Raw genomic sequence first — 13,451 nt, 5'->3', positions numbered from 1 at the left:
GATGACGTGGACCGATCGTCAGCCTTCGGTCTTCTGCGCGGCGCGGATCTTGTCCTTGGTGTCGCGGTCGTTGCCGCCCTCGCCGGTCGACAGCGCGGCGATGAACGCCTCCTGCGGCACCTCCACGCGGCCGAGCATCTTCATGCGCTTCTTGCCGGCCTTCTGCTTTTCGAGCAGCTTGCGCTTTCGCGTGATGTCGCCGCCGTAGCACTTGGCGAGCACGTCCTTGCGCAGGGCGCGGATGTTCTCGCGCGCGATGATGCGCGAGCCGATGGCCGCCTGGATGGGGATCTCGAACTGCTGGCGGGGAATGAGCTCGCGCAGCTTCTTCGTCATCATCACGCCGTAGCTGTACGCCTTGTCGCGGTGCACGATCGCGCTGAACGCGTCCACCTTCTCGCCCTGGATGAGGATGTCCACCTTGACGAGGTCGGCGGACTGCTCGCCGTCCTCGTGGTAGTCGAGCGACGCGTAGCCCTTGGTGCGGGACTTGAGCTGGTCGAAGAAGTCGAACACGATCTCCGCCAGCGGAATGCGGTAGTGCATCTCCACGCGCTCGGTGCCGATGTACTCCATCGTGCCCATGATGCCGCGGTGCTCCTGGCACAGGTCCATGACCGCGCCGATGAACTCCTTGGGCGTGATGATGTCGGCCGCGACCATCGGTTCGACGATCTTCTTGATCTTGCCGTCCGGGAACTCGCTCGGATTGGTGACGTGATGCACCTTGTTGTCTTCGCTCGTCACGTCGTAGGTGACGTTCGGCGCGGTGGAGATGAGGTCGAGGTTGAATTCGCGGCTCAGGCGCTCGGAGACGATCTCCATGTGCAGCAGGCCCAGGAAGCCGCAGCGGAAGCCGAAGCCCAGCGCCACCGACGTCTCGGGCTCGTAGACGAGCGCGGCGTCGTTGAGCTTGAGCTTGTCGAGCGCGTCGCGCAGTTCGGGGAACTGCGCGTTGTCGATCGGGAACAGGCCGGAGTACACCATCGGCTTGGGATCGCGATAGCCGGGCAGCGCCTCGGTGGCGGGGCGCGCGGCGGAGGTGAGCGTGTCGCCGACCTTGGACTGGCTCACGTCCTTCGCGCCGGTGATGATGTAGCCGACCTCGCCGGCGCCGAGCGCCTTCGTGGGCGTCATGTCGGGGCTGATCACGCCGATCTCGATGGGCTCGTGCGTCATGCCGATGCCCATCATGTGCACCTTCTCGCGGGACTTGAGCTCGCCGTCGACCATGCGGATGTAGGTGACGATGCCGCGGTACGAGTCGTACACGGAGTCGAAGATCAGGGCGCGCGCCGGCGCCTTGGGATCGCCCTTGGGCTCCGGCACCTCCAGGACGATGCGGTCGAGCAGCTCGGCCACGCCTTCGCCGGTCTTGCCGGACACGCGCAGCACGTTGCTCGGCTCGCAGCCGATCAGGCCGGCGATCTCCTCGGCGTGCTTGTCCGGCTCGGCGCTCGGCAGATCGATCTTGTTGAGCACGGGGATGATGGCCAGATCATGGTCGATGGCCATGTACAGGTTCGACAGCGTCTGCGCCTCGATGCCCTGCGTGGCGTCCACGAGCAGCACGGCGCCCTCGCATGCGGCCAGCGCGCGCGACACCTCGTACGTGAAGTCCACGTGGCCGGGGGTGTCGATCATGCCGAGCGTGTATTCGGTGCCGTCGAACGTCCACGGCACGCGCACGGCCTGCGACTTGATGGTGATGCCGCGCTCCTGCTCGATGTCCATGCGGTCGAGGAAGCGGTCGCGCATCTCGCGCTCCGGCACGATGCCGCTCAGCTGCAGGATGCGGTCGGCCACGGTGGACTTGCCGTGGTCGATGTGCGCGATGATGCAGAAGTTGCGGATCAGCGACTGATCGGTGTATCCCGGCTGATTGTGCTGTGCGGCCACCGACTGTTCCTCCTCGATGCGATTTCTGGGGCAAACTTCATCCATGCTAGCCGGATCCCCCGCCAGCGCACGAAACGCGGTGTCGCACGCGCACGTTGTCCGGGAAGGCGTGCTATCATCACAGTTTTGTATGTCCTTGTAATTACACGTTCACGTCGTTTGGAGAAACAGTGGCAAACATCAAGTCGCAGAAGAAGCGCGTGCTGACCAACGAGAAGTCGCACCTGCGCAACGTCCAGGTCAAGTCCGCGGTGAAGACCGCCATCCGCGCCACCCGTGAGGCCATCGCCTCCGGTGACAAGGCTGCCGCCGAGGCCGCCTACAAGGTCGCCGCCCGCAAGCTCGACAAGGCCGCCAGCGCCGGCGTCATCCACAAGAACCAGGCCGCCAACCGCAAGTCCGGCCTCGCCGTCGCGATCAACGCGCTCTGATCCTTCACGGATCGCAGACCTCCAACAAGCCCCGCAAGCGTTCGCAGCCTGCGGGGCTTGTTGCGTATTGCGCGCATACGCGCGGGCGTGCGGGGGTTGTCAGGCATCGCCCTTTCCACGCACAGTCAGTCCGACTTGGTCCCAGACGGCTGAGTCTCGGACGATTGAATCTCGGACGGCTGCGCCTCCGAATCGTCGCGTCGCACGGCCCCGGGGAACGTCAGATCGCATGCCACCGACAGCATGCGCATGGCGACCACCACCGCCACCACCGCCACGTCGAGCACCATCTCGGCTTGGGACGACACCACGCCGGCATGCACGCCCTTGTCCACCAGCACGGTGAGGATGCACCCCACGAACGACGGCACAGCGTACAGATGCCGGTCCCTGATGATCATCGGCACCTCCCCCAGCATCACGTCGCGGAACAGTCCGCCGGCCAGCGCGGTGAACATGCCGAGGAACACGGCGGTCACGCCGGACGATCCGAACGCCAGCGCCTTGGCGGTGCCGTTGACCGCGAACAGGCCAAGGCCCAGCGCATCGATGACATCCATGGTCCAGCGCATGCGCCTGATCTCGGGGTGCGCCACCGCCACGATGAGCCCCGAAACCAGGCAGGTGAGGATGTAGCCCTTGTCCGTGATGCCCACGGGAGGCAGATCGCCGAGCAGCACGTCGCGCACCAATCCGCCGCCAAGCGCCGTCACCCACGCGCACGTGAGGATGGAGAACAGGTCGAACCCCTTGCGGATGGCGGAGAGGCCCCCGGACAGACCCCACACGAAGATGGCGAGATACTCGATCCCCACGAACACCGCGTTCGATTCCAGCGCCACGCCCACGGCGTCTCCTCTCCCCCTTGTGCATCAATCGAAGCGATGATACCGCACATCGCACGGCGTGCTCTGCCGCTGGGCGCCATCGCGAAACAGTTGCGTCCACGCCGGCTTCTCTCAGCTACATTCGATCGCAACTATCCGTATCTGTCCGCAACCAGCGTGCGGGACAAGCTTGCTTACCGAACCATGCGGAATTAACATGGGTATCACTCCTTGGGTTGGGAGTTACGCGAACTCTTGTTCGCGCCGTACCTTGGGCCCGCAAAGCGCGGCAACGTTTGCGGGCCCTTCCGGCACGCCCATTGGCGCAGCCACACGGGCGCGTCCGTGCCCCACACACGCCATAAAGACACGCATGAGGCCAGCGGCGAACAACACCCACGCCGGGCGTTAGGTCTCACACACGCTGCTAAGCGACGTTGTTACCTTTCGGCACGTCGTCGAACAACTGGCGAATGTCGCTAGTGCCTAGTGCTTCCATCATTCGCAACGCCGTTCTCACGCGCATATCGCCAACATCGCGCTTTCCAAGCTCATACTCGCTAATGCGAGTTTGGCTGAGACCAACGCGTTCGCTAAGCGCGGTCTGAGTCAAACCGCGGCGACTGCGCAAATCCTTGATGCTCATACAGATCACCCCCACCTTGTTCAGTAAACTCGATTATACATCATTTGTGGACTATTTTAGACATAAAACACTCTTTGATTCTCAGGCTTACGGATGCACCATGTTCGGCATACGTCTTGGCGGGTTCCGCTTCGACATCCCTCATTTCACGTTGTCATGCTCAGTCCGACCCATCCCCCACGAGAACCTGACGGATGCAGCTTGTTGACGATTATTGACGAATGGGATCTGCGTCCTTCCTCCAGATGGTCCGCAGCATATGAGAAACCCCTTGCAATCATTGGGATTGCAAGGGGTTCTACAGTCCTATGCCGAACAGTGAATCAGCACACCTTCCACATCCAGTTGTGCGGGTCCTCGACCTCGCCGAGCTGAATGCCGAGCAGCTCGTTGCGCAGGTCCAGCGTCAGCTTGCCGGACTCGCCGTTGGCGACGGTGACGTCGAACTTCTCGGACTTGAAGCGGCCGATCGGGGTGATGATGGCGGCGGTGCCGCAGGCGAACACCTCGGTGACCTCGCCGGACTTGATGTCCTCGAGCAGCTGCTCGAGCGGGATCATGGTCTCGACCACGTCGATGCCGCGGTCCTGCATGAGCTGGATCAGCGAGCGACGGGTGACGCCGGGCAGGATGTTGCCGGTCAGGGACGGGGTCTCCACGTGGCCGTCCTTGTGCACGACCATCATGTTCATGCCGCCGAGCTCCTCGAGGTAGGTCTTGGTGGCGGCGTCCACGAAGCACACCTGCTCGCAGCCGTTGGCGATGCCCGTGTACTCGCCCAGCAGGGAGGCGGCGTAGTTGCCGCCGCACTTGGCGAAGCCGGTGCCGCCGGGGCCGGTGCGGAACCACTTGTCCTCGACCCAGATGCTCACGGGCTTGACGCCGCCCGGGAAGTACGGGCCGGACGGGGAGGCGATCACGCAGTAGTCGACCTCCTGCGGGGCGCGCACGCCCAGGAACGGCTCGGAGGCGAACATGAACGGACGCATGTACAGCGTGTACTCGCGACGGGTGGGTACCCAGTTCGCGTCGCGCTTGACCAGCGCGGCCACGGAACCCAGGAAGTCGTCGATGCTCAGCTCGGGCAGGTACAGGCGCTTGGCGGAGTTCTGGAAGCGCTCGGCGTTGGCGTCCGGGCGGAACAGCCAGGTGGAGCCGTCGGCGTGACGGTAGGCCTTGAGGCCCTCGAAGCACTCCTGCGCGTAGTGCAGCACGGATGCGCCCGGATCCATCTTCAGCGGCGCGTACGGCTCGACGCGACGGTCGCCCCAGCCTTCGCCCTTGGTCCACGTCATGTGGGTCATGTTGTCGGAGAAGACCTGACCGAACGCCGGCTTGTCGATGAGCTCCTGGCGCTTGGCGTCGGAGGCCGGGTTGTCGTTGGGCAGAACGGTGAACGCCTCGGTGAGCTTGTCGAGCGCCGCCGGGTCGTGATGTGATGCTTCAGTCATAACTATTTACTTCTTTGACGCATGCCCCGCACGCCACCGCGGCGGGGTTTCGGAATGATTCGCCAGTGCGCTTGTGGCGCTTGGCCTAGGTGGCACTATGGCACATCCGCATCGGTGCGGGGTGGCGAAGTTCACATACTGAAAGCCGCGGCGCCGCTCCGGTGAGAGCGCTCACGAAGCGGCTCGGAGCCGCACCGAGGAGCGCGCGGACGGCCGGAGACGACGATGGGGAGCCGATGCGTTCGGACACATCGGCTCCCCCATCGGGAACGACGCTGCGGCGTGCGCTGGTCGCGCCTTCGCCGTCGCGAGGAAGGATCAGGCCTTGGCGGCGTCGGCGGCCGGGGCAGCGGCGGCGTCCGCGGCGGCCGGGGCAGCGGCGGCGGGAGCCTCGGCGGCGTCCTCCGGGACCTCGACGGACACGACGGAATCCTCGAGATCGTCGATGACGAGCTCGGAGCCCTCGGGCAGCTTGACGTCCTTGGCGAGCACCTTGTCGCCGTCGGCCAGGCCGTTGACGTCGATGACGATCTTCTCGGGCAGGTTGGCCACGTCGGCGCGGACCTCGAGGTGCTGCATGTCGACGAACGCGACGGCGGCGCCCTTGGGCATGCCCTCCACGAACACCGGCACGGTCACGTTGACCTTCTCGCCGGCGCGGACCTCGTAGAAGTCCACGTGCTCGATGATGCGCTTGACCGGGTTGCGCTGGATGTCCTTGACGATGGCCATCTTGCTGTCCTCGCCGAACTTGATGTTGAACAGGGCGTTGCGGTTGCGCAGCGCGTTGGTGGTCTCCTTGAGCGGGAGGGTGATGAAGGCGGGCTCGGCGCCGCCGGCGTAGATGGTGGCCGGGATCAGGTTGGCGACGCGCAGGCGGCGGGCGGCGCCCTTGCCGAACTCGTTGCGGACGTTGCCCTCGAGCACGATGGTGTGAGCCATGATGGGTTCTCCTTGCGATGGATGTATTGCGTTTCCTCTGCCCCGACGCGCCGACGCGCCGCGAAACGCCCCGCAGGGAGCGATGAATTCACGTCGAGTCGATTACGGAAGCAAGCTTCCCTCGCCAAGACAACAATCGATCACTATACCACGGCCCCGGACGGAACATACCGGCGACGCGCCCCGCGGAGCCGTCCGCGCACCGCGTTCCCTACGGTCGCGTAAGGTGACGCCGGACCGCGAAACGGCTACACTGCATTCGAGAAGAAGACGTTCAGGACCGGCTCGACATATATAAGGAGATCCTCGTGGCATTCATGAATTCGCTGAGGGAACAGGTCACCAGCATGACGCAGAAGGCCCTGCGTCTGGGAGGGGACTTCGCGCATCCGGTCAGCGACGATTCCTCCGACCTTCCCGACTACGTCACCGACGACGAGGTGAACGCCCGCGAGGAGGACATCGCCCTGCCGCACACCGACGAGTGGGGGCCGGGATACCCCACCACCACGTACATCGATCCGGAGACGGGCCTGCTCACCAGCGAGACGGCGGGCAACCCCCCGCTGGACGAGGGCATGTCCATCTATGACATCTACGCCGACCGCGCCGCGCGCATGGGCGACGACCCGCTGTACACCTTCAAGGTGGGCGACGAGTGGGTCACGAAGACCGCCAACGAGTTCCTCGCGCAGGTGCGCGCCGTGGCCAAGGGCCTGTTGCACTACGGGCTGAGGAAGGGCGACGGCGTGGCGTTCATGTGCCGCACCAGCTACGAGTGGGACGTCACCGACGCCGCGGTGATGGCGTGCGGCGGCGTGCTCGCCACGATCTACGACACGGACTCCGCCGAGCAGATCCGCAACATCGTCAACAACTCCGACGCGCGTCTGCTCATCGTGCAGACCACCGACATGCGGGACAAGGCCGACGGCGCCGTGGACGAGTGCGTCTCGCTCGAGCATGTGATCTGCCTGGAGACCGGCGGTCTGGACGAGCTGGCGGCGTACGGCACCTCCGTGAGCGACGAGGAGCTCGACGCGCGCATCGACTCGGTGAAGAAGACCGACCTGTGCTCGATCGTCTACACCTCCGGCTCCACCGCCGCCCCCAAGGGCGTGGAGATGACGCACGAGCACTACTGCCAGACGGCGCTCAACCTGCCGGACTACATGCCGCAGCTGCTGCACGACAAGAGCAACTCCATCCTGCTGTTCCTGCCGCAGGCGCACTCCTTCGCCCGCGCCATCAACTACATCGTGGTCGCCTCCGACCTGCACATCTACATCGCCAGCGGCATCAAGACGCTCATCGCGGACATGCAGGTGGCGCGGCCCAGCGTGATGATCGTGGTGCCCCGCGTGCTGGAGAAGGTGTACAACGCCGCGTCGCAGAAGGCCGGCCACGGCGCCAAGGGCATGGCGTTCGCCGCCGCCGTGGTGGCCGCGCAGGACTACATGGCCGAGGTGAGCGACAAGGGCAGGGCCGGCGTGCTCGCCTCCATCAAGCGCGCCTCGTTCGACCCGATCGTCTACCAGTCGATCCGTCAGGCGCTGGGCGGACGCGCGCAGTGGATCGTGTGCGGCGGTGCCCCGCTCGATCCGGAGCTCATGGCGTTCTTCCGCGGAGCCAACGTGCCCGCCTACGAGGGATACGGTCTGACCGAGACCACCGCGCCGTGCGCGTTCAACCCGCTGGGCGTCCCGTACCATCAGGGCTCCGTGGGCGTCGCGTTCCCCGGCTTCAAGCTGCGCATCGCCGAGGACGGCGAGATCCAGGTCAAGGGCGCGGCCGTGTTCCCGCGCTACCACAAGAACGAGGAGGCCACCGAGAACTCGTTCACGCACGACGGCTGGTACGCCACCGGCGATCTGGGACGTCTGGACGAGGACGGCTTCCTGTACATCACCGGACGCAAGAAGGACCTCATCATCACCGCCGGCGGCAAGAACGTCTCGCCCGGCCCCATCGAGGAGGTCATCCAGCGCTGCGAGTTCGTCTCCCAGGCGCTGGTGCTCGGCGACAAGCGCCCGTTCATCTCCGCCCTCGTCACGCTCGACGAGGAGACGCTGCGCCCGTGGCTGGAATCCAAGGGACTCGACCGCGACATGCCGCTCGATCAGGCCGCGGAGAACGCCGCCGTGCGCGCCGAGGTGCAGAAATACGTGGATCTGGCGAACGAGGGCGTCTCCCGCGCCGAGTCCGTGCGCAAGTTCATCATCCTGCCCGAGGAGTTCACGCAGGAGAACGGGCTGCTCACCGCCTCCATGAAGGTGATCCGCCCCAAGGTGATCGCGCGCTACACCACGCTGCTCAACACCCGCATGTACACCAAGAAGAAGTAAGGCCAAGCTCCCCATCAGAGCCTTCGGCGCGTTGTTTTTCTCAGCTCCCCTCCCCGAGGGGAGCTGTCCGCGAACGCGGACTGAGGGGAGCACCCATCTCACTGCCGCATCCGCTGCTCCACTGCGGCATCAATAACAGCGCACACGCCCTCGAAATTGCGATCGACATCGCGGTTGGAAAACCGCAGCACCAGCATCCCCAATGCCGTAAGATCAGCGTCGCGCGCAACATCCCGCTCATGCTGATCCGCATGATAATGGCCGCCGCCGTCGAGTTCGATGACCAGCTTGGCCTGTTCGCAGCTGAAATCGACGATGTATCCGCCGATGGGCTTCTGCCGTCGAAAATGCTCGGGGCGACCGCGCAAATGGCCGTACCACAGTTTGCGCTCCCATGGCGTCATATTGGCGCGCAGACGTCTGGCGGGCTTGATGTTGCGCTGATCGTATGCAGGTGACATACGGCAAGCCTATACGTCGAACACGCGACGGCGTTTGGCGGCGTGGCATGACACGGATGTGATTTGGGTGCTTGCGTGCGGTTCTGGCTCGATGCTCCCCTCAGTCGGCATTCGCCGACAGCTCCCCTCGGAGAGGGGAGCCAGGAAAAGTATGCATTGTATCGATGGCTCCCCTCTTTGAGGGGAGCTGTCCGCGAACGCGGACTGAGGGGAGCCTAGAAAAACCGCGCCGAAGACTCCATCCGAGGAGCCGTCGACAGGCCGCATGAATCAGCTAGAAGCCGAGCCTTTCGAGCTGCTTGGGGTCGGACTGCCAGCCCTTGGCGACCTTGACGTGCAGGTCGAGGCGCGCCTTCCGCCCGACGATGCGGTTGACGGGCGTACGCAGCTTCTTCTTCACGTACGTGAGGTTCTCCGCTCCCCTGCCGATGATGATGGGCTTCTGCGAGTCGCGCTCCACGTAGATGGACACGTTGACCTGCGCCTTGCCGTCGTAGGCCTCGCCGGTCTCGTTGTCGGACGGATAGTCGATGGAATCGACGACGACGGCCAGCGAATGCGGCAGCTCGTCGTCCAGACGCTCCAGGAACGCGCCGCGGATGAGTTCGGCGATGGTGTCCTCGGGACGCTCCTCGCTGATCTGGTCGTCCGGGTACATCTGCGGGCCTTCGGGCGTGTGCTCGACGAGCACCTTCTTGACTTCGTCGACGTTGTCGGCGCCGAGCGCGCTCACGGGCACGATGTCCGCGAAGTCGGCGAATTCGTTGAGCTCGATGAGCTTGGCGACGAGCTCGTCGCGGCCGAGGGTGTCGATCTTGGTGAGGATGGCGACGACGGGCACCTTCCACTGCCATGTGCCGTCGTCGCGCTTGACGGCGAAGTCGGAGCGCAGACGGGACAGGATGCGCTTGTCGCCGGGGCCGATCTTCTGGTCGGCGGGCAGCAGGAACGCCACCACGTCCACGTCCGCCAGGGATTCGTCCACGACGTCGTTGAGACGCTGGCCGAGCAGCGTGCGCGGGCGGTGGATGCCGGGCGTGTCCACGAGCACGAGCTGCGCGTGGTCGGTGGTGAGAATGCCTCGGATGGCCTTGCGCGTGGTCTCCGGGCGGGACGAGGCGATGGCGATCTGCGAGCCGATGAGCGCGTTGATGAGGGTGGACTTGCCTACGTTCGGGCGGCCCACCACGGCCACGAACCCGGAGCGATAGGGCGTCTCCCCGCCCGCGGTCTGGGTGCCGGTCTCGGTTGCGCTATCGCTCATCATGCTCCTTGTCGTCATGGCCGTCGCCGTTCTGTGCGGCGGAATCCTCGGAATCATCATTCAATCCTGCGGGCTCGACGAGGATCGTGGACACCTTCTTGCGGCGTCCGGCCGAATCCACGGCGGTGAGCCGCAGGCCGCGCGTCACCGCGGACGCGCCGACGATCGGCACGCGGCCGAGCGCCTTGGTGAGCAGGCCGTACACGGTGTCCACGTCGTCCTCGTCCATGTCGATCTCGAAGAGCTCCTCGAGATCGGCGATGGGCGTGCGCGCGGGCAGCTTCCACTTGCGCTCGCCCACCTGTTCGGGTTCGGCGTGCTGGGTGCGGTCGTGCTCGTCCTCGAGCTCGCCCACGATCTGCTCGAGCGTGTCCTCGATGGTCACGAGGCCGGCGATGCCGCCGTACTCGTCCACCACGACGGCGACGTGCTGGCGCTGCTTCTGCATCTGGTGGAACAGGTCGTCCACGGGCTTCGACTCGGGCACGAGCAGGGGGTCGCGCGCGATGGTGTCCACGGTGCGGCTCATCGCGGACGGGTTGAACGCCGTGGCGCGCACCGCGTCCTTGAGATAGGCGATGCCGATGAGGTCGTCCACGTCGTCGCCGATGACCGGCACGCGAGAGAAGCCGGAGCGCGAGCACAGCTTGAGCATGGCGGACAGCGTCTGGTCGCGCTCGATGCAGATCATGTCGGTGCGCGGCACCATGATCTCGCGCGTGAGCGTCTCGGACAGGGACAGCACGTTGCGCAGCATCTCGGAGACCTCGGGATCGATGTCGCTCGATTCGGCGAGGCGGTCGATCATCGCCCGCCCCTGCTCGAGCTGCATCTTCTCCAGCTCCTCCTCGTCCGAGAGCTCCGCCTCCTTGGCCATGCGGCGGCTGACGTTGTTCGTGCCGATGCGCGCGAACGGCGTGAGCGCCACGGCGATGCCGATGATGCGGTGGTGGCGCAGCATGGCGTCCAGCGGCTTGAACGATCCGGTAACGCGCGGACGCAGCAGCACCGACAGCACGCCCACGACCAGCGCGAAGACGAATCCGGCGAGCACCTCCGCCCAGATCGGCGCGTCGAACAGCGCCGCGATGACCGCGACGAGCACGCCGTCCATGACGTTGCACACGATGCGGAAGAACGCGCACGAGCCGGAGGTGGCGGAGCGGTCGACGATGTAGCGCTGCACCTTGTGGATGGCGTCGAGCTTCTTCATGCGCAGGAACTGCGACAGCTCGGCGTCGGTCTGCACCTCGAGCGCGAGGTTGTTGAGGCTGGCGCGCGTGACGCGGGCCACGGCGCCCTCCGCCGAGGCCATGGACAGCGACAGCCACACCAGCAGTGCGGCGACGATGATCAGCGATGCGGTCAGGGCCAATATGGAAGGGTCTAACATCGAGTGTTCGTCAACTCCGGTTTCTTGGATTCTGGTGGTTCGTTACGGTCGGTGCGTCATTTGGCGCGCGTGGCGTCCTCGTCGTACTGCGCGAGCAGGTCGGGGGCGTCCTGCGGCAGCGTGGCCGCGGGCAGCGCCCCGGGACGCAGCGCGAGGAAGGTGAGCAGGAGCTGGCGCTGCAGGCCGAACATCTGGCGCTCCTGGTCGGCGGTGACGTGGTCGTATCCCAGCAGGTGCAGCATGCCGTGGATGGTGAGCAGGAGCATCTCCTCCATCGTGGAGTGTCCCGCCGCCGAGGCCTGCTGTGCCGCCACGTAGGGGCAGATGACGATGTCGCCCAGCATGCCCTCGACCGTCGTGCGGCCGTCGCCGGGACGCAGCTCGTCCATCGGGAAGCTCATCACGTCCGTGGGGCCTTCGAGGCTCATCCAGCGCATGTGCAGCTCGGCGATCGGCTCCGGATCGGAGAAGATGATCGTCAGGTCGGACTGGGTGCTCACGCGCATCTGGTCCATCACCCACACGCCGAGATCCGAGAAGATCTTGGGATCGATCTGCCACGAGGTCTCATTGGTCACGTCAACGCTCATCCGAATCCTTGTCTGTGCTCGCTGTGCTGTCTGCGGTGCCGGTGCCGTCGGCGGCGCGGCCGTCCGAACCGCGGCCGGCGCGGCGCATCCGGCTGTGGTCGCCGGCGATCGCCGCATGCCTATCGTACGCCTCCACGATCTGGCCGACGAGCCGGTGGCGCACCACGTCGCCGGCGTCCAGATGCACGAACGCGATGTCGTCGATGCCTCCCAGGATGCCCTCGATCGTCGCCAGACCGGACCTCGGCACGGTCAGATCCACCTGCGAGACGTCGCCGGTGATGACCATCGTCGTGTTGAAGCCGAGGCGCGTGAGGAACATCTTCATCTGCTGCTCGGTGGTGTTCTGCGCCTCGTCGAGGATCACGTACGCGTCGTTGAGCGTGCGGCCGCGCATGTAGGCGAGCGGAGCCACCTCGATGGTGCCGTCGTCCAGATACCGGCGCATCTGGTCCGAGCCGAGCATGTCCGACAGCGCGTCGTACAGCGGCCGCAGGTACGGGTCGACCTTCTCGGTGAGGCTGCCGGGCAGGAAGCCGAGGTTCTCCCCAGCCTCCACCGCGGGACGTGTGAGGATGATGCGGCGGATCTTCCGGTCCTGGAACGCGCGCACGGCCTTGGCCACCGCCAGATACGTCTTGCCGGTGCCCGCGGGGCCCACGCCGAAGGTGATGGTGTGGGTCTCGATCGCGTTGACGTAGGCGATCTGGCCGGGCGTCTTGGCCCGGACCGGCACGCCCAGCGCGTATGTGATCACGCCGGGCACGCGCGGCCTGTCGCGGCGGGCGGAGACGGGGCCCCGCGCGTCGCGCATCGCGGGCGCGATGGGCGACGCCAGTCGGGCATCCGCGGTCGCCTCGCGGCGGGCGACGCGGGATTCGGCCGGCGCCGTGGGCGGGACGGCGTGGTGCTGGCTGTTGGGCAGGACGCGACGGTCGAGCATGCGCCGCACGGTGTCGGCGTCCATCGGGGCGGTGTATGCCGCCTGGATGATGGTGTTCACCACGTCCTCGGCCTGCGCGGCCTGCGCCTCGGCGGCCCTGGACCGGCTCAGGATCGCCACGCGGTTGCCGCGCACGATGATCGTCAGTTCGGGGAAGGCCCGTTCGACCTCCCGGATGACCTGGTCGACGGGGCCGAGCACCGCGACCGGATCGAGCTCCGGGGGAAGCGTGATGGTGCGTGTAGTCGTGGCCACGGAG

The 13,451-nt window shown here is 65.8% G+C and carries 12 protein-coding genes; 2 read left to right on the top strand and 10 right to left on the bottom strand.

Annotated features, from left to right (window positions below):
• Positions 1-18: 18 nt before the first annotated feature.
• The gene (gene lepA, locus G1C96_RS01100; RefSeq protein WP_169275211.1) at positions 19-1,899 is read right to left on the bottom strand and encodes a translation elongation factor 4; all 1,881 of its coding nucleotides are present in this window, start codon (positions 1,897-1,899) and stop codon (positions 19-21) included.
• A 170-nt stretch (positions 1,900-2,069) separates the two neighbouring features.
• On the opposite strand from lepA, the gene rpsT reads away from it, so the two are divergent.
• Positions 2,070-2,330 carry a 30S ribosomal protein S20 gene (gene rpsT / locus G1C96_RS01095; RefSeq protein ID WP_169274801.1) on the top strand — a complete coding sequence of 87 codons (261 nt, stop codon included), beginning with the start codon at positions 2,070-2,072 and terminating at the stop codon, positions 2,328-2,330.
• A gap of 125 nt (positions 2,331-2,455) precedes the next feature.
• Here the strand turns inward: rpsT and G1C96_RS01090 are convergent, their stop codons facing one another.
• From G1C96_RS01090 to G1C96_RS01075, 4 genes are all read right to left on the bottom strand, one after another.
• Positions 2,456-3,178 (bottom strand): trimeric intracellular cation channel family protein, encoded by a 723-nt coding sequence (locus G1C96_RS01090; RefSeq protein WP_169274800.1) that lies wholly within the window; start codon positions 3,176-3,178, stop codon positions 2,456-2,458.
• A 406-nt stretch (positions 3,179-3,584) separates the two neighbouring features.
• Positions 3,585-3,803 carry a helix-turn-helix domain-containing protein gene (locus tag G1C96_RS01085; protein ID WP_169274799.1) on the bottom strand — a complete coding sequence of 73 codons (219 nt, stop codon included), beginning with the start codon at positions 3,801-3,803 and terminating at the stop codon, positions 3,585-3,587.
• A gap of 323 nt (positions 3,804-4,126) precedes the next feature.
• Positions 4,127-5,254: a branched-chain amino acid aminotransferase gene (locus tag G1C96_RS01080; protein ID WP_169274798.1), complete on the bottom strand. Its 1,128-nt coding sequence runs from the start codon at positions 5,252-5,254 to the stop codon at positions 4,127-4,129.
• A gap of 318 nt (positions 5,255-5,572) precedes the next feature.
• On the bottom strand, positions 5,573-6,196 hold the full coding sequence (locus tag G1C96_RS01075; protein WP_169274797.1) for a 50S ribosomal protein L25/general stress protein Ctc: 624 nt from the start codon (positions 6,194-6,196) through the stop codon (positions 5,573-5,575).
• Between the two features lie 317 nt (positions 6,197-6,513).
• On the opposite strand from G1C96_RS01075, the gene G1C96_RS01070 reads away from it, so the two are divergent.
• The gene (locus G1C96_RS01070; protein WP_205832009.1) at positions 6,514-8,541 is read left to right on the top strand and encodes an AMP-dependent synthetase/ligase; all 2,028 of its coding nucleotides are present in this window, start codon (positions 6,514-6,516) and stop codon (positions 8,539-8,541) included.
• 98 nt (positions 8,542-8,639) lie between these two features.
• On the opposite strand, the gene G1C96_RS01065 is transcribed toward G1C96_RS01070, so the two are convergent.
• From G1C96_RS01065 to G1C96_RS01045, 5 genes are all read right to left on the bottom strand, one after another.
• Entirely contained in the window at positions 8,640-9,002 is a 363-nt protein-coding gene (locus tag G1C96_RS01065; RefSeq protein WP_169274795.1) for an endonuclease domain-containing protein, read from the bottom strand.
• Between the two features lie 274 nt (positions 9,003-9,276).
• The gene (gene era, locus G1C96_RS01060; RefSeq protein WP_417852155.1) at positions 9,277-10,266 is read right to left on the bottom strand and encodes a GTPase Era; all 990 of its coding nucleotides are present in this window, start codon (positions 10,264-10,266) and stop codon (positions 9,277-9,279) included.
• The gene (locus tag G1C96_RS01055; protein ID WP_169274793.1) at positions 10,256-11,659 is read right to left on the bottom strand and encodes a hemolysin family protein; all 1,404 of its coding nucleotides are present in this window, start codon (positions 11,657-11,659) and stop codon (positions 10,256-10,258) included. Before G1C96_RS01055 ends, era begins: the two co-directional genes overlap by 11 nt.
• Positions 11,660-11,715: 56 nt before the next feature.
• On the bottom strand, positions 11,716-12,249 hold the full coding sequence (gene ybeY / locus G1C96_RS01050) for an rRNA maturation RNase YbeY (RefSeq protein WP_169274792.1): 534 nt from the start codon (positions 12,247-12,249) through the stop codon (positions 11,716-11,718).
• A complete protein-coding gene (locus G1C96_RS01045) occupies positions 12,239-13,447 on the bottom strand; it encodes a PhoH family protein (protein ID WP_169274791.1) in 1,209 nt (402 codons plus the stop codon). The genes ybeY and G1C96_RS01045 overlap by 11 nt, the downstream gene beginning before the upstream one ends.
• Positions 13,448-13,451 lie beyond the last annotated feature (4 nt).

Source organism: Bifidobacterium moraviense (genome assembly GCF_012932365.1).
Classification (GTDB): domain Bacteria; phylum Actinomycetota; class Actinomycetes; order Actinomycetales; family Bifidobacteriaceae; genus Bifidobacterium; species Bifidobacterium moraviense.
This window is presented reverse-complemented; position numbering and strand designations above follow the sequence as displayed.

Coding starts and splice junctions, on each gene's coding strand:
- G1C96_RS01085 (WP_169274799.1), bottom strand. CDS start 3,803: ATGAGCATCAAGGATTTGCGCAGTCGCCGCGGTTTGACTCAGACCGCG.
- G1C96_RS01080 (WP_169274798.1), bottom strand. CDS start 5,254: ATGACTGAAGCATCACATCACGACCCGGCGGCGCTCGACAAGCTCACC.
- G1C96_RS01075 (WP_169274797.1), bottom strand. CDS start 6,196: ATGGCTCACACCATCGTGCTCGAGGGCAACGTCCGCAACGAGTTCGGC.
- G1C96_RS01070 (WP_205832009.1), top strand. CDS start 6,514: ATGAATTCGCTGAGGGAACAGGTCACCAGCATGACGCAGAAGGCCCTG.
- G1C96_RS01065 (WP_169274795.1), bottom strand. CDS start 9,002: ATGTCACCTGCATACGATCAGCGCAACATCAAGCCCGCCAGACGTCTG.
- era (WP_417852155.1), bottom strand. CDS start 10,266: ATGAGCGATAGCGCAACCGAGACCGGCACCCAGACCGCGGGCGGGGAG.
- G1C96_RS01055 (WP_169274793.1), bottom strand. CDS start 11,659: ATGTTAGACCCTTCCATATTGGCCCTGACCGCATCGCTGATCATCGTC.
- ybeY (WP_169274792.1), bottom strand. CDS start 12,249: ATGAGCGTTGACGTGACCAATGAGACCTCGTGGCAGATCGATCCCAAG.